This is a genomic window from Streptomyces massasporeus, assembly GCF_014648995.1.
In the GTDB taxonomy this organism is placed as follows: Bacteria; Actinomycetota; Actinomycetes; order Streptomycetales; family Streptomycetaceae; genus Streptomyces; species Streptomyces massasporeus.
This window is the reverse complement of record NZ_BMSE01000002.1, coordinates 202,086-228,948: the sequence shown is the minus strand read 5'-3', so window position 1 is coordinate 228,948 and position 26,863 is coordinate 202,086. Positions and strand designations below refer to the sequence as shown.

General features: G+C 72.3%; 27 protein-coding genes and 2 tRNA genes. 18 read left to right on the top strand and 11 right to left on the bottom strand.

The genetic code is table 11. The features are described 5' to 3' along the window. Window positions 1-46: 46 nt before the first annotated feature. The 7 genes from IE153_RS05945 (at window position 47) to IE153_RS05915 (ending at window position 6,521) form a co-directional block, all read left to right on the top strand. Window positions 47-1,039: a phosphatase PAP2 family protein gene (locus tag IE153_RS05945; protein WP_189588709.1), complete on the top strand. Its 993-nt coding sequence runs from the start codon at window positions 47-49 to the stop codon at window positions 1,037-1,039. Further along, entirely contained in the window at window positions 990-2,123 is a 1,134-nt protein-coding gene (locus tag IE153_RS05940; RefSeq protein ID WP_189588708.1) for a hypothetical protein, read from the top strand. The genes IE153_RS05945 and IE153_RS05940 overlap by 50 nt, the downstream gene beginning before the upstream one ends. Beyond that, window positions 2,114-3,706 (top strand): amino acid adenylation domain-containing protein, encoded by a 1,593-nt coding sequence (locus tag IE153_RS05935; protein WP_189588707.1) that lies wholly within the window; start codon window positions 2,114-2,116, stop codon window positions 3,704-3,706. The genes IE153_RS05940 and IE153_RS05935 overlap by 10 nt, the downstream gene beginning before the upstream one ends. Next, window positions 3,703-5,037: an AAA domain-containing protein gene (locus IE153_RS05930; RefSeq protein WP_189588706.1), complete on the top strand. Its 1,335-nt coding sequence runs from the start codon at window positions 3,703-3,705 to the stop codon at window positions 5,035-5,037. Before IE153_RS05935 ends, IE153_RS05930 begins: the two co-directional genes overlap by 4 nt. Window positions 5,038-5,229: 192 nt before the next feature. After that, window positions 5,230-5,598: a DUF8844 domain-containing protein gene (locus IE153_RS05925; RefSeq protein ID WP_189588705.1), complete on the top strand. Its 369-nt coding sequence runs from the start codon at window positions 5,230-5,232 to the stop codon at window positions 5,596-5,598. A gap of 133 nt (window positions 5,599-5,731) precedes the next feature. Further along, window positions 5,732-6,457: a bifunctional DNA primase/polymerase gene (locus IE153_RS05920; RefSeq protein WP_189588704.1), complete on the top strand. Its 726-nt coding sequence runs from the start codon at window positions 5,732-5,734 to the stop codon at window positions 6,455-6,457. After that, window positions 6,448-6,521 (top strand) — tRNA-Lys (locus IE153_RS05915). The genes IE153_RS05920 and IE153_RS05915 overlap by 10 nt, the downstream gene beginning before the upstream one ends. A 105-nt stretch (window positions 6,522-6,626) precedes the next feature. Here the strand turns inward: IE153_RS05915 and IE153_RS05910 are convergent. Beyond that, window positions 6,627-7,922 (bottom strand): M6 family metalloprotease domain-containing protein, encoded by a 1,296-nt coding sequence (locus IE153_RS05910; RefSeq protein ID WP_229828838.1) that lies wholly within the window; start codon window positions 7,920-7,922, stop codon window positions 6,627-6,629. Window positions 7,923-8,199: 277 nt separating this feature from the next. Between IE153_RS05910 and IE153_RS05905 the strand changes: the two genes are divergently transcribed. Further along, complete coding sequence (locus IE153_RS05905; RefSeq protein ID WP_189588703.1) at window positions 8,200-10,056, top strand: putative bifunctional diguanylate cyclase/phosphodiesterase; 1,857 nt, start codon at window positions 8,200-8,202, stop codon at window positions 10,054-10,056. Here the strand turns inward: IE153_RS05905 and IE153_RS05900 are convergent. Both IE153_RS05900 and IE153_RS05895 read right to left on the bottom strand, forming a co-directional pair. Further along, complete coding sequence (locus IE153_RS05900; RefSeq protein ID WP_189588702.1) at window positions 10,032-11,138, bottom strand: LLM class flavin-dependent oxidoreductase; 1,107 nt, start codon at window positions 11,136-11,138, stop codon at window positions 10,032-10,034. The genes IE153_RS05905 and IE153_RS05900 overlap by 25 nt on opposite strands. Before the next feature lie 92 nt (window positions 11,139-11,230). Next, window positions 11,231-11,500, bottom strand: coding sequence for a hypothetical protein (locus IE153_RS05895; RefSeq protein ID WP_189588701.1), 270 nt, complete (start codon window positions 11,498-11,500; stop codon window positions 11,231-11,233). Window positions 11,501-11,760: 260 nt separating this feature from the next. Here IE153_RS05895 and IE153_RS05890 point away from each other — a divergent pair, with 260 nt between their 5' ends. Both IE153_RS05890 and IE153_RS05885 read left to right on the top strand, forming a co-directional pair. Further along, complete coding sequence (locus tag IE153_RS05890; RefSeq protein ID WP_189588700.1) at window positions 11,761-11,982, top strand: hypothetical protein; 222 nt, start codon at window positions 11,761-11,763, stop codon at window positions 11,980-11,982. Beyond that, window positions 11,979-12,242, top strand: coding sequence for a hypothetical protein (locus tag IE153_RS05885; RefSeq protein ID WP_189588699.1), 264 nt, complete (start codon window positions 11,979-11,981; stop codon window positions 12,240-12,242). The genes IE153_RS05890 and IE153_RS05885 overlap by 4 nt, the downstream gene beginning before the upstream one ends. A gap of 86 nt (window positions 12,243-12,328) precedes the next feature. On the opposite strand, the gene IE153_RS05880 is transcribed toward IE153_RS05885, so the two are convergent. Continuing rightward, window positions 12,329-13,060: a maleate cis-trans isomerase family protein gene (locus IE153_RS05880; protein WP_185014434.1), complete on the bottom strand. Its 732-nt coding sequence runs from the start codon at window positions 13,058-13,060 to the stop codon at window positions 12,329-12,331. Then, on the bottom strand, window positions 13,057-13,869 hold the full coding sequence (locus tag IE153_RS05875) for a maleate cis-trans isomerase family protein (RefSeq protein ID WP_189588698.1): 813 nt from the start codon (window positions 13,867-13,869) through the stop codon (window positions 13,057-13,059). The genes IE153_RS05880 and IE153_RS05875 overlap by 4 nt, the downstream gene beginning before the upstream one ends. 197 nt (window positions 13,870-14,066) lie before the next feature. On the opposite strand from IE153_RS05875, the gene IE153_RS05870 reads away from it, so the two are divergent. Together IE153_RS05870 and IE153_RS05865 are read left to right on the top strand one after the other, a co-directional pair. Beyond that, window positions 14,067-15,014 (top strand): D-2-hydroxyacid dehydrogenase, encoded by a 948-nt coding sequence (locus IE153_RS05870; RefSeq protein WP_189588697.1) that lies wholly within the window; start codon window positions 14,067-14,069, stop codon window positions 15,012-15,014. Between the two features lie 17 nt (window positions 15,015-15,031). Further along, window positions 15,032-16,441, top strand: a complete 1,410-nt coding sequence (locus tag IE153_RS05865) for an amidase (protein ID WP_189588696.1) — start codon at window positions 15,032-15,034, stop codon at window positions 16,439-16,441. Here IE153_RS05865 and IE153_RS05860 read toward each other — a convergent pair. Beyond that, window positions 16,422-16,916, bottom strand: a complete 495-nt coding sequence (locus tag IE153_RS05860; RefSeq protein WP_184846750.1) for a DUF3830 family protein — start codon at window positions 16,914-16,916, stop codon at window positions 16,422-16,424. The genes IE153_RS05865 and IE153_RS05860 overlap by 20 nt on opposite strands. Window positions 16,917-17,022: 106 nt before the next feature. Here IE153_RS05860 and ehuB point away from each other — a divergent pair, with 106 nt between their 5' ends. The 6 genes from ehuB to IE153_RS05830 all read left to right on the top strand — a co-directional run bounded on the left by ehuB (window position 17,023) and on the right by IE153_RS05830 (window position 21,282). Continuing rightward, complete coding sequence (ehuB, locus tag IE153_RS05855; protein WP_435811837.1) at window positions 17,023-17,964, top strand: ectoine/hydroxyectoine ABC transporter substrate-binding protein EhuB; 942 nt, start codon at window positions 17,023-17,025, stop codon at window positions 17,962-17,964. Beyond that, entirely contained in the window at window positions 17,961-18,677 is a 717-nt protein-coding gene (gene ehuC, locus IE153_RS05850; RefSeq protein ID WP_189588695.1) for an ectoine/hydroxyectoine ABC transporter permease subunit EhuC, read from the top strand. The genes ehuB and ehuC overlap by 4 nt, the downstream gene beginning before the upstream one ends. Next, window positions 18,674-19,324: an ectoine/hydroxyectoine ABC transporter permease subunit EhuD gene (ehuD, locus tag IE153_RS05845; RefSeq protein ID WP_189588694.1), complete on the top strand. Its 651-nt coding sequence runs from the start codon at window positions 18,674-18,676 to the stop codon at window positions 19,322-19,324. Before ehuC ends, ehuD begins: the two co-directional genes overlap by 4 nt. Next, window positions 19,314-20,111 (top strand): ectoine/hydroxyectoine ABC transporter ATP-binding protein EhuA, encoded by a 798-nt coding sequence (ehuA, locus tag IE153_RS05840; protein WP_189588693.1) that lies wholly within the window; start codon window positions 19,314-19,316, stop codon window positions 20,109-20,111. Before ehuD ends, ehuA begins: the two co-directional genes overlap by 11 nt. Window positions 20,112-20,319: 208 nt before the next feature. Continuing rightward, on the top strand, window positions 20,320-21,078 hold the full coding sequence (locus tag IE153_RS05835; protein ID WP_189588692.1) for an IclR family transcriptional regulator: 759 nt from the start codon (window positions 20,320-20,322) through the stop codon (window positions 21,076-21,078). A gap of 130 nt (window positions 21,079-21,208) precedes the next feature. After that, window positions 21,209-21,282, top strand: a tRNA-Lys gene (locus tag IE153_RS05830). On the opposite strand, the gene IE153_RS05825 is transcribed toward IE153_RS05830, so the two are convergent. The 5 genes from IE153_RS05825 to IE153_RS05805 all read right to left on the bottom strand — a co-directional run bounded on the left by IE153_RS05825 (window position 21,248) and on the right by IE153_RS05805 (window position 26,857). Beyond that, window positions 21,248-22,948, bottom strand: coding sequence for a long-chain-fatty-acid--CoA ligase (locus IE153_RS05825; protein WP_189588691.1), 1,701 nt, complete (start codon window positions 22,946-22,948; stop codon window positions 21,248-21,250). The genes IE153_RS05830 and IE153_RS05825 overlap by 35 nt on opposite strands. An 85-nt stretch (window positions 22,949-23,033) precedes the next feature. Next, on the bottom strand, window positions 23,034-23,528 hold the full coding sequence (locus tag IE153_RS05820; RefSeq protein WP_189588690.1) for a DUF3592 domain-containing protein: 495 nt from the start codon (window positions 23,526-23,528) through the stop codon (window positions 23,034-23,036). A 99-nt stretch (window positions 23,529-23,627) separates the two neighbouring features. Then, window positions 23,628-24,233, bottom strand: a complete 606-nt coding sequence (locus tag IE153_RS05815) for a lytic polysaccharide monooxygenase auxiliary activity family 9 protein (RefSeq protein ID WP_030837979.1) — start codon at window positions 24,231-24,233, stop codon at window positions 23,628-23,630. A gap of 101 nt (window positions 24,234-24,334) precedes the next feature. Next, window positions 24,335-25,459 carry an SPFH domain-containing protein gene (locus tag IE153_RS05810; RefSeq protein WP_189588689.1) on the bottom strand — a complete coding sequence of 375 codons (1,125 nt, stop codon included), beginning with the start codon at window positions 25,457-25,459 and terminating at the stop codon, window positions 24,335-24,337. A gap of 84 nt (window positions 25,460-25,543) precedes the next feature. Beyond that, window positions 25,544-26,857, bottom strand: coding sequence for a peptidoglycan-binding protein (locus IE153_RS05805; RefSeq protein ID WP_189588688.1), 1,314 nt, complete (start codon window positions 26,855-26,857; stop codon window positions 25,544-25,546). Window positions 26,858-26,863: the final 6 nt, after the last annotated feature.

Below are 26,863 nucleotides of genomic sequence, written 5' to 3'. Positions count from 1 at the left end.
ACGGCCGAACGGGCTACGCGTGACGACGAAGGGGGAGGACGATCGGATGCAGCACACCGAGACACCGGGCACCGAGGCGGCGGCCCCCGCGCCCAGGCTGCGCTGGTGGACCGAGCTGCCGCTGATCCTGCTGGTGTACGCGTGCTACTCGGCCGGCCGGCTCCTCGCCCGCGGCGACGTCTCCGGCGCCGTCGACCACGGTCTGACGATCCTGCGCTTCGAGAAGGGGCTGTACCTCAACTTCGAGCACCCCCTCAACCGCCTCTTCACGCGCGAGGCCTGGATAGGCATACCCGCCGACTTCTGGTACGCGTCGCTGCACTACCTGGTCACTCCGGCCGTCCTGGTGTGGCTCTTCCGCTCCCGCGCCGTGCGGTACCGCGCCGCGCGGACCTGGCTGATGACGTCCACCCTCATCGGCCTGATCGGCTTCACCCTGCTGCCGACCTGCCCGCCCCGGCTCCTCGACGCGAGCCACGGCTTCGTGGACACGATGGCGCAGTACAGCTCCTACGGCTGGTGGGGCGGTGCGGCGAGCGCACCGCGCGGCATGGGGGACATGACCAACCAGTACGCGGCCATGCCGAGTCTGCACGTGGGCTGGGCCCTGTGGTGCGGCGTGATGCTGTGGCGCTTCGGCGGTTCGCGCATGACGAAGACGGCCGCCGTGGCCTACCCGCTGATCACCACGATCGTGGTCATGGGCACCGCCAACCACTACTTCCTCGACGCGGTCGCGGGCGCGGCCGTCATGGGCGTCGGGCTGCTGCTGGCCCCCGTCGTGACGCGCACCGCGGACCGGGTCAAGGCGCGGTTCGTGCCGTCGGCCGCACCGGTCACGGCGGACTCCTCCGCCTCGGCTTCCGCCCCCGTCGCGGCGGACTCCTCCGCCGCGGGTTCCTCGATTGTCAGTGCCGGATGCCAGACTTCCGCGGGTGAGCGAATTCCACGGCAGCGCGAGTCGCGGTTCGAAGACGGAGCCGAGCCGGGTGCCTCTCCCAAGGACGCGGGGGACGGCGCTCCGGCAGCGGCTCGCTGAGCTGCGCGGCCCCGACGTACCCGCGAAGGCGCTGGACGCGCGCGCCCTGGCGGCGCTGGCCGCCAACCCCGGTTGTGCGCGGCGCGCGATCCTCGACGGCGCCGGGGTGAACAAGGCGGCGCTGGCGAGCGCGCTGGGCGCGCCGTCGGCCTTCGGGCAGTCGCAGTTCGCGCTCACCCGAGGCAATGCCTTCGAGGCGAAGGTCAAGGCCGACGGCGGCGCGGAGCTGCTGCGGCTGGTGCACGACAAGCTCGACCGGTCCGCCGAGCCGCCCGCCGACGCGCGCGTGCCCGACCTGACGGCGGCCGGTCCCCGGGGGCGCACGGCCCGTACGGAGCTGGAGCTGCGGGAGGCCGCCGGGCACCCGGGCGCGTGGACGCTGCTCGACCATCCGATGCTCGCGCTGGACGTCGCGGGCTCCCCCGCCTTTCTGGAGCCGGACGCGGTGGTGGTGCATCCGGACGGCAGCTGGACGGTCGTGGAGATCAAGTCCTTCCCCTTGCTGGACGGTTCGGCGGACGCGGCGAAGGTCGGGGCGGCGGCACGGCAGGCGGCGGTGTACGTGCTGGCGCTGGAGGAGGTCGCGGCCCGTCTCGGCGCGGAGGGGGCCCCGGCCCCGCGGGTGCGGCACCGGGTGCTGCTCGTCTGCCCCAGGGACTTCTCCAATCTGCCGGCCGCGTCCGCCGTCGACATCCGCAAGCAGCGGGCGGTGACGGCCCGCCAGCTGACCCGGCTGACCCGCATCGAGGACATCGCCGACGCGCTCCCCGAGGGCACGTGCTTCTCGCCCGAGCTGCCCTCCGATGAGCTGACGGCGGCCGTGGAGTCGGTCCCGGCGACGTACGCGCCCGAGTGCCTGTCCGCGTGCGAACTGGCCTTCCACTGCCGGGCCCGGTCCCGCCAGGAGGGCGCGGTGACCTCGCTAGGGCGTCCGTTGCGGGCGGAGCTGGGCGGCCTCACGACGGTCGAGGACGTCCTCGCGGCCGCGCGCGGCGAGGCGGGCGATCCCGACGACCCGGCCGTGGCGGCCCTGCGGCGGGCTGCCGCCCTGCGCGCCGAGGCACTGGAGGCGGCGTGTCGCTGATCTCCACCCTGGCCCGTCTCGAAGCCGTCAGCACGGGCCGTGCCCAGCCCGCCGCCACCGTCCGGCACCGGCATCTCGGCGACCGCCCGCTGGTGTTCGTGCCGCTGATCACCGCCGGTGAGGCCGGCGCCCCGCTGGGCGCGCTGGTCGGCACCGACCGGGACGCCCCACGTCTGCTGGCCGTCCCGCAGCCCCGCGACCGCGACCTGAGGTTCGCGTTCCTGGCCGAACTCGCCGACGTCGTGCTGCCGTACGTCGACTCCTACGCCGAGGCCGTGGAGGCCGCCGAGCGCACCGAGACCGACCCGGAGACCGGCAAGCGCGTCAAGGTCGAGGTCGACCTGTGCGCGGACGCGCCGCAGCTGATCGTGCCGAGCCGCGCGGGCATCGACCTGGTGCGGCTGCTCGGGCGTTCGACGCGGTTCCGGCGTACGGCGGAGCAGGATCCGGAGGCTCCCTATCCGGCGCCGCCCCGGGTGCCGCTGCTCGGACGGTGGCTGACGCACTTCGGGGAGCGGTCCCGGGTGCCCGGCTCCTCGCTGCTGCTGGCGATGACCGACGTCCTGGGCCGGCACTGGGTGACCGGGCAATCCACCTTGGAGGACCAGCATCTGGGCGCGCTGCTCGCCTGGATCGACCCACCGCAGGGCGTCACCGGTGCCGAGGCCGCGCTGCGCGCCGAGCTGGAGCGGGACGCGCAGGGGCAGCTGACGTGCCCGCCCGCCGGTCCGGCGACCGACCCGGCCTTCGACAACAAGCTGCTCGCCCCGGCCATCGAGCGTTACGACCGGGCCCGCACCGCCCTCGCCGCCGCCGAGGACGGCCTGGAGGCGGACGACCGGCTGGGTGCGCTGAGCGCCGCCGAGCGGGAGATCCGCGACCTGGTGCTCAGCCGCACCCGGCCCACCTGGGACGCGGTCTGGCGGGGGCTCGACCTGCTGCGGGAGCTGCCCGAGGGGGCGCGGGTCGAGGAGCGGTGGACCCGCGACCGCTGGTCGTTCACCGGACACCGCGACCGGGTGCTGGCCGGGGAGCCCCCGCAGCCGCGCCGCGACGACGCGGTCACCGCGGCGAACAAGCTCGCCACGCGCGAGCGCGAACAGGCCCGGCTGGAGGCGCAGGAGGCCCTCGACGACCCGCTGGTGATGGCGGGCCGGCGGCTGTCCGGGGAGGCGTTCGCGGGTGAGGTCACCGATGTCGTGATGGCGTACAGCGAGGGCAAGCGGCCCAGCCCGCGCCCGTTGGTCACGGTGCGCACGGACGACCGGCCGCATCTCGGCGAGCGGACGAAGGTGTACCGGTCGCTGGGCGGGAAGCCGCAGTCGGCCGAGTTCGTCGCGGACGAGGAGGACGGCGCGTACGTCGTCCTGCGGATCCTCGACAAGATGGGCCGCGGCAAGGAGCCCGAGCCGGGTTCGGTGCCGGAGAAGGGCGACCGGGTCTGCTTCACGCTCTTCGAGCACGAGCAGCGGGGCGGCGCGAAGCTGCCCGACCCGGAGGAGACGCCGTGGACGCACGGCGGGCCGCCCGGAGAGCTGACTCTCGAGGCGGCCGACCCGGTGACCGAGGAGGATGTGCTGTGACCACGGTGTTCGACCCCTCGGCTGCCGCGACCCAGGCCACCGACGCGATCCTGCACGACACGCTGCACGGCACCGCGCGTGGTGTCGTCGTCGACTCCCCGCCGGGCGCGGGCAAGTCCACGCTGGTGGTCCGCGCGGCCCTGGAACTGGCCGAGGCCGGTCACCCGCTGATGGTGGTCGCGCAGACCAACGCCCAGGTCGACGACCTGGTCCTGCGGCTCGCCGAGAAGAACCCCGAGCTGCCGGTGGGCCGGCTGCACAGCAGCGACTCCGACCCGTACGACAAGGCGCTCGACGAGCTGCCGAGCGTGCGCAAGTCGGCCAAGGCGGGTGACCTGGCCGGGCAGGCCGTGGTCATCTCGACGGCGGCGAAGTGGGCGCATGTGAAGGTCGACGAGCCGTGGCGGCACGCGATCGTCGACGAGGCGTACCAGATGCGCTCGGACGCGCTGCTCGCCGTGGCCGGGCTGTTCGAGCGGGCGCTGTTCGTGGGCGACCCGGGGCAGCTCGACCCGTTCGCGATCGTCGGCAGCGAGCAGTGGGCGGGCCTCACGTACGACCCCTCGGGTTCGGCGGTGACGACCCTGCTGGCGCACAACCCGGACCTGCCCCAGCACCGGCTGCCGGTCTCCTGGCGGCTCCCGGCCTCCGCGGCGCCCCTGGTCTCGGACGCGTTCTACCCGTACACGCCGTTCCGCAGCGGCACCGGCCCCGGTGACCGGACCCTGGCCTTCGGCGTGCCGTCGGACGGCTCGGGTCCCGACCGGGTGATCGACGAGGCGGCCGAGTCGGGCTGGGGGCTGCTGGAGCTGCCCGCCCGGCACACCCCGCGCACGGACCCGGAGGCGGTCCTGGCGGTGGCGACGGTCGTACGGCGTCTGCTGGACCGGGCGGGGGCGGCGACCTCGGAACGCTCCCCGGCGCCCTCGCCTCTCACCGCCGACCGGGTCGCCGTCGGCACGGCCCACCGGGACCAGGCGGCAGCGGTGCGCTCGGCGCTGGCCGGCCTCGGTGTCACCGACGTGGTCGTGGACACGGCGAACCGGCTGCAGGGACGTGAGTACGACGTCACCGTGGTCCTCCACCCCCTCTCCGGACGCCCCGACGCCACGGCCTTCCACCTGGAGACGGGCCGCCTCTGCGTCCTGGCCTCCCGCCACCGGCACGCCTGCATCGTGGTCTGCCGAGCGGGGGTGACCGACCTGCTGGACGACTATCCGTCCACGGAGCCGGTCCAGCTGGGGACGGTGGTGAAGTTCCCGGACGGCTGGGAGGCCAACCACGCGGTGCTCGCGCACCTGGCAGAACACCGGGTCGCTTGGCGGCCCTGATCCGGCCGGAACACCGGGTCGCCGGGCGGCGCTGATGTGGCCGGAACACGGCGTGTCCCGGGAGCCGTGACGAACGCCAGGTGGTGTGGCGGCCGTACCCACTACCGCGATGCCCACTTGCGCGCCCGCGAGACAATGGACGGTGGCCCACTCCACCGGGAGGGCCAGCGCGACGTACGAGGAGGAGAAGACATGGCGGAGCCCACGCCGCGTCGGAACGAATCGCGGCTACGCCCCGCGCCCCTGCTCTTCGAGCCCGCGGAGGCGGCCTCCGACCCTGAGCACTTCTTCGACCTCGAGTCGATCGACGACCCCCGGGCCCTGCTGGCCCGGGCGACGGAACTGACGCTGGCGTTCCGGGCCGCGGCGGACCGGGCGGTGGAGTTCCAGGCGATGGCGGCGGCGCAGCTGGCCGATCCGCGCAGGTTCGACCGGCTGACGACCGCGGACATCGCCGAGCGGGCCGAGTGGACCGAGGACTACGCCAAGAAGATGGTCGAGTTCGGGCGGGACCTGATGCGGGGCGACGCCGAGGGCCGGGGCCCCGGCGACTCCGCCTGACAGGGCACCGCACGCCTTTTCCCGATCACCTGGCATATGCCAGGCGGGCAAGATACTCCCTCCCACCCCTTCCTGTCCCGATTTCCCGCAACCCTCGGGAACCGGGCACTCACGGCGAGTACACCTTGATGCCATGAGCAGCGCATGGAACGCCTCCGATGTCACCCCGGACGGGGCCGCCTGGCTCGCCTCGGCAGGAACGTATCCGCGAAGCACGCTCGCCCTTTGGGAGGAGCGGCCGGACGCCCCGGTCGTGCTGCCCTGCGGGTCGGTCTTCGACGTGGTCAGCGCGCCCGCGATGTTCGGCCGGCGGATGCTCGACCGACTGTGGGACGACGGCCCCGGCTCGGGCCCGGTCGCGCAGTTCCGGGGCCGGATGCTGCTGTTCGCCGCCCCCGGGACGGCTCATCGGCTCCCCGCGCTGCTGGAGTGGGAGGAGTGGGGTGGCCGGGACAGCCGGGAAGCCAGCCGTACGGACGCCGTACCGCCGCTGCTGTGCCACGGCACCGGCGACGCGGTGACCGTCCCGGCGCCGTCGAAGAGCGCCTCCCTCAGCGTCCCGGCGCCGTCGGAGAGTGTCTTCCCCGCCGCCCCGGCGCCGTCGGAGAGCTCCTCCCCCGCCGCCCCGACCCGGTCGGACAGCATCTCCCCCGCCACTTCGCCGCCCGCCGGGGACACCGTCCCCGCCCGTTCCGCTTCGCGCTGGCTCGTCGCCCCGGACACCCGTCAGCCCTGGCTTCCCGGCCCCGAAGTACTGCTCTGGGCGGCCGTCCGGGCGGCCCGCTCGGCGGTGCGGATTTCGATTTTTCCTCCCGCCGACCAGGATGCTAAGGTCTACGACGTCAGCAGGCGCCGCTAGCTCAGTTGGTTAGAGCAGCTGACTCTTAATCAGCGGGTCCGGGGTTCGAGTCCCTGGCGGCGCACAGACGGTGAAAGGCCCCTCGCGAGAGCGAGGGGCCTTTCGCGTGCCCCGAAGAAGCCCGTGACCATGAAGCCCGTGACCATGAAGCGCCTGACCGTGAAGCCCGTCAGTACCCCACCGCGATCTTCACCGTCCACGCCCCCGAAGCCGTACGCCCCTCCACTTCGATCCGCACTCCCTCCCCCGGCACCGTGAAGCTCTCCCCGATGCCGATGGGCGCGTCAGCGAGCGGCGGGTAGACGGAGTCCTCCCAGCACGCGTCGGTGCGGGGGTGGGCGTCGATCACCTCGATGGGCCCGCCCCCGGACTGCGCCCCGCCCCGCACCCGGTACACGAGCACCCCCTGCCGGCAGGCCGCCACGTCGTTGCCCACCGGCCCCCGCACCTCCAGGGCGAGCACACTGTCGGGCCCCGTCCGCACCACCGCGAGCTTGGTGCCCCGCCCGAGTCCGAAGGGCTGCGCCCCCGCGGCCCCCGTCGTCGGCATCCCCGCCCCCGCCGCCAGCGGCTCCAGGGTCAGCCGGGCGGGGCCGGCGTCCTGCACGCACCGCACCTGCCGCGGATCCAGCCAGCCCAGCTTCCACTTGTGCCAGGCGAAGAGGTCGGGGGCCAGTCCGAACTGGCTGCCCATCAGGTCCCAGTCGCCGACGTGCGTGTCCCAGTCGCCCTTGCCGTCCGCGGGGCGGTGGTACAGGTCGGGCAGATCGAACACGTGCCCGGTCTCGTGGGCGAGGACGAGCCGGTCCGGCGGATGCTGTTCGAACACCGTGACGATCCGGCGCAGATCGGTGCCGTCGGCCCGCAGCGGGCTCGTCAGGTTCACCACCTTGGTCGCGTCGGAGTCCACGCCCGGCGCGTCCGGGTCGGCGACGAAGTACACGACGTCGTAGCGCGAGAAGTCCACCCGCGGGTCGGCCACGGAGAGCGCGTCACGCAGGTACGCGGCCCGGTGCTCGGGCTTCCAGTCGCGCCGTATGGCGTACGCGGTGGACGGCTTCGGCATCTGGATCCAGTGCCGTAGCGCGTGCGGGCGCAGCGTGAAACGGCCGTAGGACGCGCGTTCGAAGAAGCGGGTGGTGGCCGGGAAGTGGTCCGCGGTCAGCTCCTGCGGCGTGGTCAGCGGGTAGGCGTCGGGGAAGGACAGGAAGACCATCACCGCGTTCAGGGACCGGGCCGGGCGCGGATAGGCGGCGTTCCAGGTGTCCAGGCCCTCCGAGTGGTGGGCGTCGGTCCGGGTCAGGGCGCAGGGCGCGGCGGAGTCGAGCCCGGCCGCCGAGGGACCGGCACCGAGGGAGGTGGCGGCGAGCGCGGACATGGTGGTGAACACGGCCGCGGTACTGCGCAGTCGGGCGCGCGGAAACGGACGCGGCACGGGTACCTCCGGGTACGGTTCGCGGGACACCGCACCCAGCCTGTGATGATTTGTCGTACTGCGTCCTGTTTGCCTGCACCGGTTGGGTGAAGGGGCCGAAAAATCACGGAAGCCGACACCCCCGAAGTACTCACAGAACGTCACAACTGGTCGGGGGCCTGAAGAAGCCGTCCAGGTGCGCGCAGAAACGATCTGGCAGAAGGGCCGGTTGGCCGGGAAGACTGGACACCGGCTGGAAGGCCCTGGGGCCAGCCTCTATGATCGGCACACTTTCCTGACCTTTCCTGCACGGACAGAGATCGAATACATGCGGGAGCGAGCGGTGAGCGGAACCTCCGAAGGGCCGGCGCCCGCGGCAGACCTGGACCGGCCGGTCGTCACAGAGAGTGAGATCGACACGTCTCCCCGTACCGAGCCCCCGACCCGGCAGCCCTATCGCTCCGTCTTCACGGCCGCCCCGCTCGCCATGGCCGTCGTCGACCGCGAGGGCACGGTCGTCAGCGCCAACGACGCGCTCGCCGCGCTGCTCGGCGGCAGCCCGGACGGACTGGCCGGGTCCGTCGCCGCCGACCTGGTCGACCTCTCCTCCGACGCCCGCACCTGGCACGCCTACCGCGAGGTGCTGCGCGGACGGCAGTCCCGGCTGCGCTGCACGCGTCGGCTCAAGCACCCGGACGGGCACTCGCTGTGGGTGCAGGTGACGATCGCCCCGTTGCCCGCCGAAGACGGTGTGCTGCTGTCGGTCGCCGACATCAGCGCCCGCCGGGAACTCCAGGCCCGGTTGCGGCACTTGCAGATGCACGACCCGGTGACCCGGCTGCCCAACCGCACCCTGTTCTTCGAGCGGCTGTCGGCCGCGCTGGAGGCGGAGTCGTACGAGCAGAGCGGCACGGGCCGGATCGGGCTGTGCTACCTGGACCTGGACGGCTTCAAGGCCATCAACGACACCCTCGGCCACCGCGTCGGGGATCGGCTGCTGGCCGCCGTCGCCGAGCGCCTCACACGCTGTGCGGACGAGGCCGGCCACGCGCGGACCAGCATCCCGCTGGTGGCCCGGCTGGGCGGTGACGAGTTCGCGCTGCTCGTCGAGGACTCCACCGGTACCGAACAGCTGGCCGAGCTGGCCGAGTCGGCGCTGCGGGCGGTCCAGGACCCGTTCGACATCGACGGCCGGCGGCTGTCGGTCTCGGCGTCGATCGGCGTCGTGGAGCGGCACGCGGCCGGCACCACCCCCACCGCTCTGATGCAGGCCGCCGACACGACGCTGTACTGGGCGAAGGCCGACGGCAAGGCCCGCTGGACGCTGTTCGACCCGGAGCGCAACGCGCACCGCATGACCCGCCAGGCTCTCGCCTCCACGCTCCGGCCGGCCATCGACCGGGGCGAGTTCCGGCTGGAGTACCAGCCGCTGGTCGGCATGGAGGACGACCGGCTGCACGGGGTCGAGGCCCTCATCCGCTGGAACCATCCCCAGTTCGGCGTACTGACGCCGAATCGGTTCATCGGACTCGCGGAGGAGGACGGTTCGATCGTCCCGCTGGGCCGCTGGGTGCTCCGTACGGCCTGCGGGCAGGCCCGGCGGTGGCAGCTGGACCACCCGGACGAGCCGCCGATCTTCGTCAGCGTGAACGTGGCGGTGCGGCAGGTCTGGGACTCGGACCTGGTGGCGGACGTGGCCGAGACGCTGGCCGAGACCGGGCTCGCCCCGCACCTGCTCCAGCTGGAGCTGACCGAGTCGGCCGTGATGGGCTCGGCGGGGCGTCCGCTACAGGCCCTGAAGGCGCTCAGCGACATGGGCGTGCGGATCGCCATCGACGACTTCGGCACCGGCTACTCGAACCTGGCGTACCTGAGCCGGCTGCCGGTGTCGGTGCTGAAGCTGGACGGGTCCTTCGTACGCGGCTTCCAGTACGACGACCGGGAGGCGGCCGCCCGTGCCAACCCGGCCGACGAGGTCGTCGTCGAGGCGATGATCCAGCTCGCGCACCGGCTCGGGCTGACCGTCACGGCCGAGTGCGTGGAGACCTCGGCGCAGGCGACGCGGCTGCGGAGCATCGGCTGCGACACCGGACAGGGCTGGCTGTACTCCCGTCCGGTGTCGCCGGACCGTATCTCCGAGCTGCTGGGCACGCCGGACGTTCAGGCGGGCGTCGGCAACCCGTAGGCGTCGGCGATCAGTTCGTAGGAGCGCAGGCGGACGTCCCCGCCGTGCGCGTTGGCCGTGATCATCAGCTCGTCGGCGCCGGTGCGCTTGGCGAGGTCGTCGAGACCCGAGCGGACCTCGTCCGGGGTGCCGTGGATGACGTTGGCGTTCCAGGAGTCGACGAAGTCGCGCTCCATGGGGCTGAATTCGTAGGCCTCCGCCTCTTCGGGGCTGGGCACGAGGCCGGGGCGGCCGGTGCGCAGCCGGACCATGCTGAGGGCCGCGGCCAGCACCTGGCGACGGGCCTCCTTCTCCTCGTCGGCGGCGAGCGCGGAGACGCCGATGAGGGCGTACGGCTCGTCGAGCACGGCGGACGGCTGGAACGACTCCCGGTACAGGTCCAGCGCCGGCACGGTGTTCTGCGCCGAGAAGTGGTGGGCGAAGGCGAACGGCAGCCCGAGGGCACCGGCGAGGCGGGCGCTGAAGCCGGAGGAGCCGAGCAGCCAGAGCGGCGGGCGGTGCGGGGACTGGACGCCGCCGGGGGACGTGGCCTGCACCGGGCCGGGGACCGCGTGGATGCGGCGGTACGGGTGCCCGTCGGGGAAGTCGTCGTCGAGGAAGCGGGTCAGCTCGGCGAGCTGCTGCGGGAAGTCGTCGGCGCCCTCGTTGAGCCGTTCCGTGCGGCGCAGGGCGGCGGCCGTGGCGCCGTCCGTGCCGGGGGCGCGGCCGAGGCCGAGGTCGATCCGGCCCGGGGCCATGGCCTCCAGCGTGCCGAACTGCTCGGCGATCACGAGCGGGGCGTGGTTGGGCAGCATCACACCGCCCGAGCCGAGCCGGATGCGGTCGGTGTGAGCGGCGAGGTGGGCCAGGATCACGGCCGGGGACGAGGAGGCCACGCCCGGCATGGAGTGGTGCTCGGCGACCCAGTACCGGTGGAAGCCGCGGTTCTCCGCGAGGCGAACCAGGTCGACGCTGGTGCGCAGGGCGTCGGAGGCGGTGCGGCCGGCCCCCACGGTGACCAGGTCCAGTACGGAGAGGGGGGCCGGGGCGCTGCCCTGTGCCGCGCCGCGTATCTCGTCGCCGCGTATCTCGTCTGCCGCCACGGTGGGGTGCCTCCTGCTGTGCGCCGGTGCTGTCGTTCCGGCTCTAACAGGGGACTGTCTCCGCTTATTCCCGGCCGCTGCGCCCGGGACCGTCAGGCGGCCTGCTCCCAGTCGCTCCGGGTGCTGTCCTGCGGGGGCGTGCGGTGCGCCTTCTCGCGGGCCCGCAGGACGGTCCACGCGAGGGCGGCCAGGCCGGTGAACCACCAGGGCAGCGGCCACACGGCACCCCACCAGCGGAGGTCGGGGTGGAGGGAGGCGTCCGCGGCGGCCGAGGCCATGGCCGCGGCCAGGCTCCAGCACAGCAGGCGCCCGGACAGCTGGACAGCGCTTGCAGAGGATCTGAACGGGCCCGATTCGGCCATCGGAGAGTCCTTCACGGCATGACTGGCTGCGGACGTGGTCAGTGTGCACGCGATGGACAGCAGATGGGGAACGCGCTTTCGGTCAACCCGCGTGTCGCCCGATGCGGCGGAGTTGAGCATTCCTCAGCATTGACCGGTGAGTTGGGGAGCTTACGCCCCACTATGTACCGAAGAAGGGGTGGGACCGATTCCGGCCTGCATGCAGGGCGCGTTCGAGGGCACGGCGCCCGTTTTCGGCCGCACCGGGGCACTCGGACTTCATGACGACTGGTGCGTACCGGGTGGCGCGAGCGGCCGGATGCCTCAAAGCCACGTTCGCGGTGGCCGTCGGCATGAATCTGGTCGAGGCGGTCTGGGACCCGGGCGGTATCGCCTGGAGGGTCGCCCGGGCGGCGGCGAGCGTCGCCTTCACCCTCGCCCTCGCCGCCTACGTCGTACTGCGTGTGCTTCGGTGGCGCCGGGCGCGGAGCGAACGCCCGTGAGCAAGAACGGGACGGGTCTGCGCGACAGACTGCGCGGCGCAGGCGCGGCAGGCTTCTTCGGAGCCGTGGTCGCCGGGCCGCAACAACTGCTCGACGCGGGTGTCGGCTGGGGCTTCCTGCTGGCCCTGGCGGTCGGGGCCGCTGCCGGCGGAGCCGTCGGGTTCGCGTTCCCCTCGGCCCTTCCCCGTGGCCGCCGGGAGCGGCCCAGCGGGCCACCACCGCCGCATCCCCCACCGCCACCGCCGGAACAGCGGGAATGAGCCGTCCCGGAAGCGGTCGCTCGGGCCGAGGGCGCCTCGCCGCCCGCGGCGGTTGCCCGCGGGCGGCGAGGACCGTGCCCGAGACCTCACACCTGGACGATCGGCTCCCGTGTGAAGAGCGCCCCCAGTTCCGGCGCGTTCACCCGCCGGTCCGCCAGGCGCAGGCCCTCCCAGACCGTGACCTGGTTGGCGGTGAGGATCGGCTTGCCGAGCTCCTTCTCCAGGGCCGGGATGTGGGCCGCCGTGTGCAGGGCCGTGTCCGGCAGGAGGAGGGCCTCGGCGTCGGGGTGGTCGGAGTTCCGGGCCAGGGCGAGGAGTTCGGCCTCGCCCCATGTGCCGACCTCGGCGGCCGTGATGATGCCGGAGCTGTTGACCGACACGACCTCCACGCCGGCCGCGCGCAGGAACTCGGCGAAGAGCTGCGCCACGTCCTCCGGGTACGTCGCTCCGATCGCGACCCTGCGCGCCCCCAGCTCCCGCACCGCGTGCGCGAAGGCGAAGGACGTGGACGAGGCCGGCAGCCCGGCGGTCTGGGCCAGGGCGCGGACCTGCTCCTGCGCGCCGTCCCAGCCGTAGACGAAGCTGCCGCTCGTGCAGGCCCACACCACCGCGTCCGCACCGGCGTGCCGCAGTTCCTGGACGCCCGCCGCGAGCCGGCCGGCGGAGCCCATCTCGAGCAGCGCGTCCACCCGGTGCGCGTCCTCACCGATGTCGGTGTGCACCAGGTCCACCCGGATGTCGCTGCCCAGCAACTGCTCGATGCGCGGATAGTCGTCCTCGGCGGAGTGGCCCGGGTAGAGAAATCCCAGTGCTGTCATGTCCAGCCTTCCTGCTGCTCTTCTTCCGGCAGTACGGGGCCGGGGTCCGCCCCCGGCGCTGCGGGACCGGAACGCGCCGCCGGATTGATCAGCGCTTGGTACGGCCCCACCGCACGGGTACCCAGTCGGCGCAGTGCCGCCCACATCGTCACTTGGTTGGCCGAGATCACGGGGATGCGCAGCTCGGCCTCCAGCTGGGGGATCACGTCGTACGTGGGCAGGTTGGTGCAGCTGATGAACAGCGCGTCGGCGTCGCCGCGGACGGCCTGCCGCGCCATGTCCACCACCTCCCGGTAGGGGACCTTCCAGATGTGCCGGGTCAGCCCCATGAAGGCGCAGCCGGAGATCGTGACACCGGCCTGGGCGACGTAGGCCTCCAGCGACTGCGTCACCGAGACCGTGTACGGCGTCACCAGCGCCACCCGGCGTACGTCCAGCTCCACCAGGGCCTCCAGCAGCGCGCCGGAGGTGGTGATCGCCGGTACGGCACCGGCCCGGCTCATCGCCTCGCACATCGCCCGCTCGCCCATCGTGCCGCCGACGAAACTGCCCGACGTGCAGGCGTAGGCCACGACCTCGGGGGCGATCGCGTTGAGCGTGCGGACCGCCTCGCTCAGCGTCTCGTGCTCGCTGACCAGCCGGGCCAGGTCGAGACTGACCTCGACCGGCACGAACGGTGTTCGGGTCATATGGAGCGAGACCTCGTCCGGCACCCAGCGCCACAGCTCGCGGTCGAGTGCGAAGTCGAAGGGGGCGACGACGCCGACCCCGCGCTGCGGGCTGGGCCCGCCGAGAAATGAGACGTCCATGGCAGGCACCGGCCTCACGCTGGGCAAGTAGTGTGCAACGGATCGTGGGAACGCCCGTGTTGACGACGGTAGGTTCGGGTGCGAGCGTGGTCAATCCGCCCGGATCACTCCTTGGTCAACACCGGGTTAACTCGTCGTCACCGGCGGCCGCACCCAGGCCGGCCGGCCCCGCCGAACGGCTGGAGAAACGGCTGCTCATGCCCACCCCCACGCTTCTCGTCCTGGACGCCGAACCCCTCCCGCGCCTCGGCCGCCTCACCGGTCACGCCCGCATCGAACACACGGACGCGGCGGGGCTCGCCGAGCGCCTCCCGCGCGCGGATGTACTCCTGGTGTGGGACTTCACCTCGCGCGCCGTGCGGGACGCGTGGCCCGGCGAGGGTCCGCGGCCACGCTGGGTGCACACGGCGAGCGCCGGCGTGGACCATCTGATGTGTCCGGAACTCGCCGCTTCCGACACGGTGGTGACGAACGCGCGCGGCATCTTCGACCAGCCGATCGCGGAGTACGTCGCCGCGCTCGTGCTGGCGATGGCCAAGGACCTGCCGAGGACGCTGGAGTTGCAGCGGGAGCGGACCTGGCGGCACCGCGAGTCGCTCAAGATCGCCGGGAGCCGGGCCGTGGTGGTGGGCTCGGGGCCGATCGGCCGGGCGATCGCGCGCACGCTGGGGGCGCTGGACATCACGACCGCGCTGGTGGGCCGCGCGGCGCGCTCCGGCATGCACGGCCCGGAGGATCTGGACCGGCTGCTGGCCCGTGCCGACTGGGTGATCGCGGCGGCGCCGCTCACGGACGAGACGCACGGGATGTTCGACGCCCGGCGCTTCGGCCTGATGCAGCCGTCCGCCCGGTTCGTCAACATCGGGCGTGGCCAGCTCGTCGTCGAGGACGCGCTCGCCGAGGCCCTGGCCAAGCGCTGGATCGCGGGCGCCGCCCTGGACGTCTTCGAAGCCGAACCGCTGCCCGCCGAAAGCCCGTTGTGGCAGGCCCCGGGCCTGATCGTGTCCCCGCACATGAGCGGCGACATCGTCGGCTGGCGGGACGAACTCGGCGCCCAGTTCGTGGACCTGTACGAACTCTGGGCCAGCGGGGAGCCGTTGAAGAACGTGGTCGACAAGCAGCGTGGGTACGTACCTGGTCACTGACGTTCCTGGGAGGTCTGATGACCGAGCTCACCGAGCTGACAGCCGTACGGCTCCTCGACGGCTACCGCAAGGGCGAGTGGGGGCCCGTGGAGGCGACACGGGCGGCGCTGGAGCGGGCCGAGGCGATCCAGCCGGAGGTGAACGCCTTCGTCCGGCTGACCGCCGAAGAGGCTCTGGAGCAGGCCCGGGAGTCCGAGGAGCGATGGCGGCGCGGTGAGCCACGGGGCCTGCTCGACGGGGTGCCGGTCACCGTCAAGGACATCCTGCTGCAGCGCGGGGCGCCGACCCTGCGCGGGTCGAGGGCCGTGGATCCGGCGGGGCGGTGGGACGAGGACGCGCCGTCCGTGGCCCGGCTGCGCGAGCACGGGGCGGTGTTCATCGGCAAGACGACGACCCCCGAGTTCGGCTGGAAGGGCGTGACGGACTCACCGCTCAGCGGGATCACCCGCAACCCGTGCGACCCCTCGCGCACCGCGGGCGGGTCGAGCGGCGGCAGCGCGGCGGCCGTGGCGCTCGGCGCGGGACCGCTGTCGCTGGGCACGGACGGCGGCGGCAGCGTCCGCATCCCGGCGTCGTTCTGCGGGATCTTCGCGCTGAAGCCGACGTACGGGCGCGTGCCGCTCTACCCGGCCAGCGCCTTCGGCACGCTGGCGCACGTCGGGCCGATGACCCGGGACGCGGCCGACGCGGCGCTGCTGATGGACGTGATCGGGCATCCGGACTCGCGCGACTGGTCGGCGCTGTCCGCCCCGGCCGGTCCGTACACGGACGGCCTGGCGGGCGGGGTGCGCGGGCTGCGGGTGGCCTACTCGCCGTCACTGGGCGGGCAGGTGGCGGTGCAGCCGGCCGTCGCGAGGGCGGTGCGGCAGGCGGTGGAGCGGCTGGCGGACCTCGGCGCGTACGTCACGGAGACCGACCCGGACCTCACCGACCCGGTGGAGGCCTTCCACACCCTGTGGTTCAGCGGGGCGGCCCGGGTGACGCAGCACCTGGGCCCGCATCAGCGGGAGTTGCTGGACCCGGGTCTGCGGGAGATCTGCGCGCGGGGCGCCCGCTACTCGGCGCTGGAGTATCTGGCCGCGGTGGACGTGCGGATGGACCTGGGCCGCCGGATGGGCCGTTTCCACGACACCTACGACCTGCTCGTCACGCCGACCATGCCGCTCACGGCGTTCGAGGCGGGCGCCGAGGTACCGAAGGGATCCGGCCATCGGCGGTGGACGGGCTGGACCCCGTTCACCTACCCGTTCAACATGACGCAGCAGCCCGCGGCGAGCGTGCCGGTCGGCTCCGACGCGGACGGTCTGCCGATCGGACTGCAGCTCGTGGCCGCCCGGCACCGGGACGATCTGGTGCTGCGGGCGGCCCACGCGCTGTACGAGGCCGGGGTGGCTTCCGCCGGCCGGCCTAGGCCCTCCGGAAGCTGAGCGACTCCCCCGCCGCTCCCGACCTCCACAGGTCGTTGCACGCCTCGGCCATGGTCTCCAGGCCGTCGACGACCTGGCCCCAGACGATGCCGGGAACCCAGCCGACATCGCCGTTCAGCAGCAGGTTGTTGCGTTCGTAGAACAGGGCCAGGTCGACGAGCGTGGTCCCGGCGCGGACCTCGCGGTCGTAGCCGTAGGCCTTGGTCCCCAACTCCGCCCCGGCGAAGGTGAAATAGCACAGATCGCCGGGAATGGGGGTGATGGTCGGGTTTTCCAGGGGTGGCTCGGTTTGAGCGAAGGGCGGGAAAAGGGCGTAGATCTCGTTGCGTGCGTACTTCGCGTGGTAGACGTCGCCGGCCAGCGGAAGGGAATCCCAGACGGCCGCGCAGGTGATGGGCGCGCGATCGTCCAGCAGCCTGGCCGTGCAGGTCACGTCGCGCTTGACCAGCGAGACTTCGATGTAGCGATCAGCCATGCCCTCCATGGGAGTGCCCACCGCCGCTCAGGTCAAGAGCGCACGGGTAAGTGCGGGGCTTGAAAAGACCGGAATAACTCGGATGCGGTCGGGTAGCCGCGCGCCCATGGCTCCACCACAGAGAAGCCCACACAGAAGCACACTGCGAAGTCCCGAACCCATATCCGGGCCCGTCTCCGGGCCCACACGCCGGTCGCTGCTCGCGGGGGTCGCGGCGCTCGGCGCGCTGGGCGCCGCCGGATGCAGCAGGGTCGCCACCGCGTCGGACGTCAAGGGCGGTGATCTGCTCGACCGGCTCCGGGCGGCGGGCGTCGTCCGCCTCGGCATCGCCGGCGAGATCCCGTTCGGCTTCATCGACAAGAACGGCGAGCTGACCGGCGAGGCCCCGGAACTGGCCAAGGTGATCTTCAAGCGACTCGGCATCGACCGGGTGCAGCCCGTGCCGACCGAGTTCGGCTCGCTCATCCCGGGCCTGAACTCCCAGCAGTTCGACGTCGTGGCCGCCGGGATGTACGTCAACCCCGAGCGCTGCGAGCAGGTCATCTTCGCGGACCCCGACTACCAGATGCTCGACTCGTTCATCGTGCGCAAGGGCAACCCGAAGGGGCTGCACAGCTACAAGGACGTCGTCGCGAAGAAGGCCAAGTTCGCCACCGGGACCGGCTACGCCGAGATCCAGTACGCCGTCGAGGCGGGGTACGAGGAGAGCGAGATCCTGATCGTCCCGGACCAGGTCGCGGGCCTGAACGCCGTAGAGGCGGGACGCGTGGACGTGTTCGCCGGCACCGCGCTCACCACCCGTGAGGTGGTGAAGAAGTCCGCCAAGGCGGAGGCGACCAAGCCCTTCACACCGATCGTGGGCGGCAAACCGCATGTCGACGGAGGCGCCTTCGCGTTCCGGCCGACCGAGACCAACCTGCGGGACGCCTTCAACGTGGAGCTGCGCAAGCTCAAGAAGAGCGGCGAACTCTTCCGCATCCTGCGGCCTTTCGGTTTCACCAAGGCCGAGATGACGGATCTGACCGCGAAGGAGCTCTGCGGCGGATGACCTCGGGACTCTGGGAACTCGTACTCAAGGGCGTCTGGGTCACGGTCCAGCTGCTCGTCTGCAGCGCCCTGCTGGGCGCCGTGGTGTCGTTCGTCGTCGGCGTGGCGCGTACCCACCGGCTGTGGATCGTCCGCTTCCTCGCGGGCGTCTACACCGAGGTGTTCCGCGGCACTTCGGCGCTGGTGATGATCTTCTGGGTGTACTTCGTGCTGCCCGTGGCCTTCGGCTGGCAGCTGGTGCCGCTGTGGGCGGGCACCCTGGCGCTCGGTCTGACCTACGGGGCGTACGGCTCCGAGATCGTGCGCGGCGCGCTGAACGCGGTGGACCCGGCGCAGAAGGAGGGCGGGATCGCGCTCAGCTTCACGCCCTGGCAGCGGCTTCGGCTGATCCTGCTGCCGCAGGCCGTGCCGGAGATGATCCCGCCGTTCTCCAACCTGCTGGTCGAACTGCTCAAGGGCACCGCCCTGGTGTCCATCATGGGCATGGGTGACCTGGCGTTCAGCGGCAACCTGGTGCGCCTGGCGCTCCAGGAGAGCGCGGAGATCTACACGATCGTGCTGCTGATCTACTTCGTGATCGCCTTCGTACTGACCCGCGGCATGCGCGGCCTGGAGCGCAAGCTCAAGGCCGGCACCGGAAAGCCCGTCGGGGGTACGCCCGATCAGGAGCTGGACCGTCCGCAGACCACCGGTGTGGGAGGTGCTGTCGCATGAAGTGGGACTGGAGCGCAGTCAGCGGCTTCATGCCGCACCTCTGGGACGGTCTGCTGGTCACCGTGCAGATCCTGGCCCTCGGTTCGCTGATCTCGTTCGCGCTGGGCCTGGTGTGGGCGCTGCTGATGCGGGTGCCCTCGCGCTGGGTGACCTGGCCGGTCGGCGTGGTCACGGAGTTCGTCCGCAACACCCCGCTGCTGGTGCAGCTGTTCTTCCTCTTCTACGTGCTGCCCGAGTGGGGCCTGACCTTCTCGGCGCTGACCACCGGCGTCTTCGCGATCGGGCTGCACTACTCGACGTACACGATGCAGGTCTACCGGGCCGGTATCGAGGCCGTGCCGGTCGGCCAGTGGGAGGCGGCGACGGCACTGAACCTGCCGCTGCACCGGACGTGGTCCGCGGTGATCCTGCCGCAGGCCGTGCGCCGGGTCGTCCCCGCGCTCGGAAACTACGTCATCTCCATGCTCAAGGACACGCCGATGGTCATGGCGATCACGGTGCTGGAGATGCTCGGCCAGGCGCGCCTGTACTCGCAGGAGCACTTCCAGTTCACCGAGCCGCTGACGGTGATCGGCGTGGCCTTCATCGTCATTTCCTACCTGGCCTCCCTTGCCCTGCGAGCCCTGGAGCGACGCCTTGCCCACTGACACTCTCCCCAATCCCGGGACCAACCCCGAGAAGAACCCCGACCGGAGCACCGGCGAGTTGATCCGGCTGGAGCAGGTCACCAAGCAGTTCGGGAGCAACACGGTCCTGGACCACCTGGACTTCTCGGTCGACGCCGGCAAGCACGTCACCCTGATCGGGCCGTCCGGATCCGGCAAGACGACGATCCTGCGACTGCTGATGACCCTGCTCAAGCCCGACGAGGGCACGATCACGGTCGACGGGCAGCAGCTCTTCCCGGCCTCCGACAAGCAGGTCCGCGAGGTCCGCAAGAAGATCGGGATGGTCTTCCAGCAGTTCAACCTGTTCCCGAACATGACGGTGCTGCGGAACATCACCGAGGCGCCGGTCACGGTCCTCGGCATGTCGAAGGACGAGGCGGTGGAGCGGGCCAAGGGCCTGCTGGACATGGTGGGCCTGGCCGACAAGTGCGACGCGCACCCGGCCCAGCTCTCCGGCGGCCAGCAGCAGCGGGTGGCGATCGCCCGGGCCCTGGCGATGCGCCCGCAGGTGCTGCTCCTGGACGAGGTGACCTCCGCGCTCGACCCCGAGCTGGTCGCAGGCGTCCTCGACGTCCTCAGGGACATCGCCCGCTCCACGGACATCACGATGCTCTGTGTGACCCACGAGATGAATTTCGCCCGGGACATCTCCGACCAGGTGCTGATGTTCGATTCGGGCCGGATCATCGAGTCGGGATCGCCGGAGAAGATCTTCAGCGACCCGGAGCTGGACCGGACACGGGAGTTCCTCAGCGCAGTGCTGTGACTACGGCCCGTGACCAGGCGCAACACCCGACCCCTCGCACGAGGGGGGACTGGGGCATGCTTCTGGCATATGCCAGAGTGCCATTGCCCCAGTCCGGGGCCCCGGGAATCTTGTCAACCCCCGCTCCCCGCAAGCCCTTTGCCGGTTAACCTGGAAGAGGTTCACTGACCGGATTACGGCCCTACAGCAAGCGCAGGGGGAGACCACCGTGGCGCTGAAGCACGAGCCGACCACCCCGTACCACTCGGCCCAGGAAGCCCTGCGCGTCCTGGAGACGGTGGCGCGCGGTTCCAGCGGTGTCACCGACGCCGAGATATCCCGGCAGACCGGCATCACACCGGAGCGACTGACCGCGCTCCTGCGCATGCTGCGCCGCGAGGGCTACGTCGAGCAGATCGCCGACGGCGCGTACGTCACGGGCGAGACCCTGGCCCGCCTCGGCTCCGCCCAGCACCGCGAGCAGGCCCTGCGCGACAAGCTCCAGCGCACCCTCGACCGGCTGCGCGACTCGGTCGGCGCCGCCGTCTACATGAGCCGGTACGTCGACGGCGAGATCAGCATCACCCAGTACGCCGACAGCCCGGACGCGCCCAAGGTCAACGAGTGGGTCGACTTCCGCTCCTCGGCCCACGCCACGGCCATCGGCAAGAGCCTGCTCACCCAGCTCGACCACGCCGGGCGCCGCGACCACCTCGCCCGGCACAAGATGGCCCGCCTCACCTCGCGCACCATCACCAGTGACCGGCTCCTGCTCTCCCGCCTGGAGGCCCAGCCGCCCACCGTGCCCGTCCTGGACCTCCAGGAGTACGCCGTCGGCACGGTCTGCGCGGCCGTCCCGATCACGGCCGGCTCCTCCGTCGGCTGCCTCGCCCTGTCCCTCCCGCTCGAGCACGCCCACCGCCTGCGCCAGGCCGCGGACGCCCTCAACCGCCACGCGGCCCCGGTGCTGCTCTCCATGGCGATCTAGGTCCTTCTGCCGGATCTCCGTGGCGTCGCCCCGGCCCTCGCCCGGGTGGTCCGGAGCACCCCTCGGCATTGGGTAGTATTTTCTCCGTCGCCCGCCGCGGAACACGGTTCCGATGGCTGGCGAGAGTCATGCGCCGCTAGCTCAGTTGGTTAGAGCAGCTGACTCTTAATCAGCGGGTCCGGGGTTCGAGTCCCTGGCGGCGCACGGATGAGGGGCCTCTCGTGGGAGCGAGAGGCCCCTCAGCGTTTTCGAGGTCGCCGTCGGTCAGCCTGCGGTACGTGCACTCCCCCGGCCTCCGCCACCACACCGGGTCCGGGCCGCAGAGGCCCTCCCTGCGCAGCTCCGCCCGGCGGATCTTGTGGGTGGCCGTCACCGGCATCCGCTCCACCACCCGCACGAACCGGGGCGCCATCTTGGTCCCGAGGTCCGGCTGGGCGAGCAGGAACTCCGCGAAGGACAGCGGGTCGAAGGTGCCGGCGAGCGTGGCCATGACCTGGTCGCCGGTGACCGGGTCCGGTACGGCGTACACGCACACCGCCTCGGCGCCCTCGTAGCGGGCCAGGATGTTCTCGATCATCGCGGCCGCCAGGTTCTCCCCGTCCACGCGGAGGCGGTCGTCGGTGCGTCCGGCGAAGTAGAGGTAGCCGTCGGTGTCGCGGTAGAAGAGGTCGCCCGTCCAGTACCAGCCTCCCCCACCCGCGGCTTCGCTCGAGCGGGAGGACCCCCACCCGCGGCGTTCCGCCTCCGCCCGGGGATTGCGCCAGTAGCCCTCGAAGGGGCTGGGGCCGCGGTTGACCAGTTCGCCGATCGCCTCGTCCCCGTTGAGCAGCCGCCCCGCCCCGTCGAAGACGCCCGCCGGGCACTCCTCGCGGGTCTCCTGGTCGAGGACGACGAGCCCGGCCGCCGCCCGGCCGACCGCGCCGGGCGGGGTGCCCGGCGACCACGGGATCGCCGCCCCGCCCTCCGAGGAGCCGTAGCCCTCCACCAGCCGCACCCCGAACCGCCGCTCGAATGCCGCCGCGTCCACCGCTCCCGCCTCCGTGCCGAAGCCCAGGCGCAAGGGATTGTCCCGGTCGTCCCCTCGCTGCGCGGTCGCGAGGACGTACTGGATCGCCCGGCCCACGTACGTGAAGTACGTCGCCCCGTACCGGCACACGTCCGGCAGGAACCCGGACGCCGAGAAGCGGCGGCGCAGCGCCACCGTCGCACCGGTCACCAGCGCGGGTGCCCAGTCGGCGATCACCGCGTTGCCGTGGAACATCGGCATGCAGACGTAATGGACGTCGTCGGGGCTCAGGGAGAACTGGTCCGCCAGGGAGTGCCCGGCGGCGGCCAGGCGGCCCTGGGAGCAGAGCGCGGCCTTGGGGGTGCCCGTCGAGCCGGAGGTGAAGTAGAGCAGGAAGCGGTCGCGCGGGGTGGCGCGGGAGGGGTCCGGGCGGGCGTCCGCGTAGCGGGTGAGGAGCCCGGTGTACTCCGCCGTGTCCGTCACCAGCAGGCGCACGCCCCGCAGGTCCAGGCCCTCCAGAAGCGGCAGGTGGGTCCGCTCGGTGATCAGGACGCGGCACTCGGTGTGGAGGATGTCGCGGGCGAGTTCGGCGCCGCGCCGGGTGGGGTTGACCCCGGCGACCGCGGCCCCGGCCAGGGATGCCGCGGCGAGCCAGAGCGGGAACTCGGGGGTGTTGTCGAGCAGCACGCCGAGGTGGGGTTCGGCGGTCGGCGGGAGGAGATCGGTGAGGAGCGCCGCGCGGGCCGCGGCGCCCGCCGCCACCTCGTGGTGCGTCATCGTCCGGTCCTCGCAGCGCAGGCCGGGGCGGTGGTCGCCCCAGCGGGCGGCGATGAGTTCCGCGACCGTGCTCGCCCGTGAGTCCATGGGTGCGCACGGTAGTTGACGTATCGTCAGATGTGGAGGGTCACGGCACCACGGGCCACGGCGTCACGGGCCACGGCGTCACGGTTCACGGCGTCACGGACGTCTGGCTGTCGACGCTGAAGACGAAGTCGCCGTACGGGCCGAAGGTCTGGCTGTACGTGGTGACGAAGCCGGCGCAGAAGACGACGATCACGCCGAGGAACGCCAGGATGCCGAGGGCGCTCACCGCCTGCCTGGCCCGGCTGGGCGCCTCGGCCGTGGCCACGACCTGGCGGCCGTCGGTGTAGTAGACCGTGACGTAGTCGCCCTCGACGGTCGTCGCGGGGCCGCCGTCCTCCTCGAAGCGGATGACCCGGCCGTCGTGTGCGATGAACTCGTAGACGTGGTGCAGGGTGGTGCGGACCGAGGTGTCGCCGTGGCCGCCGCCGACCGTGGTGAAGGTCCGCAGACAGCGGCCCTCGGCCGTCAGGCCGCTGTTCCAGGCGCCCCGGATCTGCAGCCAGCGCCGCACGACGCGGTGGGCCATGAAGAGGGCCAGGACCATGATCAGGCCGGGCACGACGTAGAAGATCACGTCCATCGCGCATCCCCCGAGGTCGATGCGCCGGACCCGAGCGGCCGGCGTGGGAGGAACCTACCCACCCCGGCCGCACCGGTGACTCAAGAGAACCTCAGAGGTTCAGAAGGTCACGTCCGAGCAGGCGTAGAACGCGTTGGCCGTGTCGGCGATCGTCCATACGGCCACGATGACATGACGCCCGCTCAGCCCGGTCGGCAGCCTGCCGCTGTGGGAGAGCGTGGAGGGCGGGCGCTGCCCGTTGTACGGCACCGTGAAGAACGGTGTGAGGTTGAGGTCGGACCGGGCCAGGTTGTGGTTCTGGTTCCAGCCGGGCTTGGTGACGTAGTACTTGAAGTCGGTCGTGGCGTGCATGGCCGTGAACTGCCAGCGGAACGTGTAGTTCTGGCCGCCCGTCACCTTCGTGGCGGGCCAGGCGCCGCCGGAGGGGGTGCGCGGTGCGCTGAGCTGGCTGAAGTGGCCGAGCCCGGCGTTGCATATCTGCCCGTCGGCCGGGCCGGAGCCCGGGAAGCCCTTCGGGCCCTCGACGCTCTGCGGCTCCCACTGGATCGAGCCGCAGTTGGTCACGGTGCCGTTCTGGCAGAGCTTCTGCCGGCTGATGGGGAGGTCGGTGTAGCCGTGGCCGCTGGCACCGCCGGAGGAGAGCACGAGGGCTCCGGTCGTGGCCAGTCCCACCGCGGCTGCGGACAACTTGGTCCTTGTACGCATGCTGCCGCTCCTGGAGAACGTGGGGGAAGTTCGGTGAGCCGTGCGTGTAGGTCTAGACCAAGTTCGAGATTATGGGCGGTTGTTGAACATGTCCATACCAATCACGGAGCTGTTTCGCCCCGTCCGGCGCAGAACGCCACCGTCAAGTCCTTCACCAGTACCTTGCGCTCGTAGTCGTCGAGTTCCACCAGGCCCCGCATGGTCAGCCGGGTCACCGTGTCCTCCACCGAGTCCACGACCGAGGTGAGCACGCTCGCCCGGTGCTGGGCGTCCAGCGCGGCGATCCGGCGGCGGTGCATCGCGGCGGCGACCTCGGGGGCGTACTCCACGCGCACCGGCTGCACGGAGAACACCTCCAGACCGACCGGGGCCGCGTCCGCCGCCACCAGCCGGGTCAGCGCCTCGCCCGCCGCGTCCCCGGCTCCCCTCGGCCCGCCCGGCATCGCCACCGGTACCCGGGCCAGCCCCGCCTCGACGCACTCGCGCAGATACGCCTCGTGGTCCTCGACGCCCAGCATGGCCCGGGCCGTGTCCCGCACCCGCCACACCACCAGGACGACCACCCGCAGCGCGACCCCGCTCCCGTCGGCCGCGGGCACGGGCTCGCTGCGCCAGTGCCGCAGCCGCACGTCCACCCGGCGGCGCAGCAGCAGCGGATTCACCCACAGCAGGCCGGAGCGCCGGACGGTCCCCCGGTAACGGCCGAACAGGTCCAGCACCCAGGCCCGCCCGGCACGGCCCCGGGCGAGCCCGCCGAGCCCGAACAGCCCGAGCGCCCCGGCCCCGGCGTACGCCGCCCACTGCGCGAGCCCGAGCCCGGCCCCGGTGTACCCGGGCAGCCGCAGCGCCTCCACCGCGAGCGGCGGGAGCACCCCGGCCCACCAGGAGGTCGCCACGCACCCGGCGGCGCCACAGGCTCCGGCCAGTACGCCCACCGCGCCGGGCAGCACCCGCGCGGGCCGCTCCGCCAGGTCGGGATCGACCTGCGGCACCGGGCGCTTCGGGGCGCCGACCGCCGGGCGCCGCAGGCGCGGTTGCTCCCCCGTGCCCTGCCTTCGGCCCACGACCGCCGGCTTCAGCGGCACCGGCGCCGGATCGGGGTCGTCGCGGAACAGCAGGTGGACGGGGATCTCGGTGGTGGCCTCGTTCTGGATGAGCCGGGCGGGCCGGACCGGTCCGTCGGCCGGTCCGTCGGGCTCGGACGGGTGGGAAGTGGTCGTACTCATGCGTGCCTCCAGCCTCCGCGCCAGATGCGTCACAACAGTGGTCGGTGGGGGACCGCCCGGAAGGGCGAGGGCGGACCGAGGGGTCTACGAGAAGAGGCGCCGCCAGGTCTCCGGCCCCGGGTAGCCGTCCGCCGCGCCGCCCCGCCAGCCCTGGGTGCGCTGGAAGGCCTCGACGGCCCGCCGGTCCGCCTCGCTCCAGATCGGCCCCGGCCCGACCCGGTAGAACCTGCCGAACCCCTTCCGTACGAGCCGCTTGCCGAGCTGGGTGACGTAGGTGTTGTTCGCGCCGGGGCGGAACATCGCCCGCCCCGGGTAGCCGGGGACGCCGTGGGAGGCGGGCGGCGGGCCGACCGCCCCGTCCTTCACCTCCTTGCCCTTGCCGGTGACCAGCAGCTCCCAGGTGTGCGGGCCGGGCAGCCCGTCGGCCTCCGCGCCCGTCCAGCCCTGCGCCGTCTGGAACGCCCGGGTCGCCCGCCGGTCGGCGTCGGTCCAGCGCGGCGCGGGGCCCGACGCGTAGGAGCCGCCGGCCCCGCGCGCGACGAGCATGCGGCCGAGCTGCGTGACGTACTTGTTGTTCGCGCCGGGGCCGAAATACGCCGCTCCCGGATACGGCGTGGCGGCCGGGGCGCCCGGCTGGCCGCCGTCCTTGCCGGGGACCGACTCCTCCGGGGTGACGCCCTTGTAGCGGTAGGGCACGTACCGGTCGGAGTTGTTCCAATAGGCATACGGGGTCGACTGCCGGCGGGTGTGCGGGCGAGTCTGCTCGTAGGCGGTGTAGGAGGTGTGCGAGGCGTCCGTCCAGCCGCCGAAAATGGTGACGTGCGAGCCTTGCTCGGGGTCGGACGCATTGTGGAACAGCAGAATGTCGCCCGGCTGGAGTTCCTCCTTGGAAATCTTCTCCCCGTACTGCGCGAGGCTGCCCGTCCATTCGTTTCCGGGCAGCTTCCAGGCCATCGAGACATAGCCGGAGCAGTCCTGCCGGTAACCGTCGGACCAATAGGCACTCATGCTGTAGGGCACCTTCGCGGCGACCCAGATCTTGGCCCGGTTGATGATCTCCGTGCGGGTGATGGCGGTGGGCTTGGGGGCGACCGAGGGCTTGGCCGGACGGCCTTCGGGGCCGTGCAGCGGGGCCGGGGCGCCCTGGGGGGTGTCGGGCTCGTCACCTGCGGGGATGCCCGGTCGGTGGGGTGCGTGCGGGGCGGCGGCGGCCGGGACGGCGTGACCCGCGCCGAGCGCGGCCGAGGCGACGGCGGCCAGGGCGAGAGCCCGATGCGCGGCCGGGTGGGCGCCGGCCCGGCCCGCCCAGGAATGCGGCAGGGCGCGGCGCCAGTGGACGCAGCCGGGGCAGTCGCAGTCGCTCGCGGGGTCGATTTCCTCGAATACCGGAGACTCCATGCGATT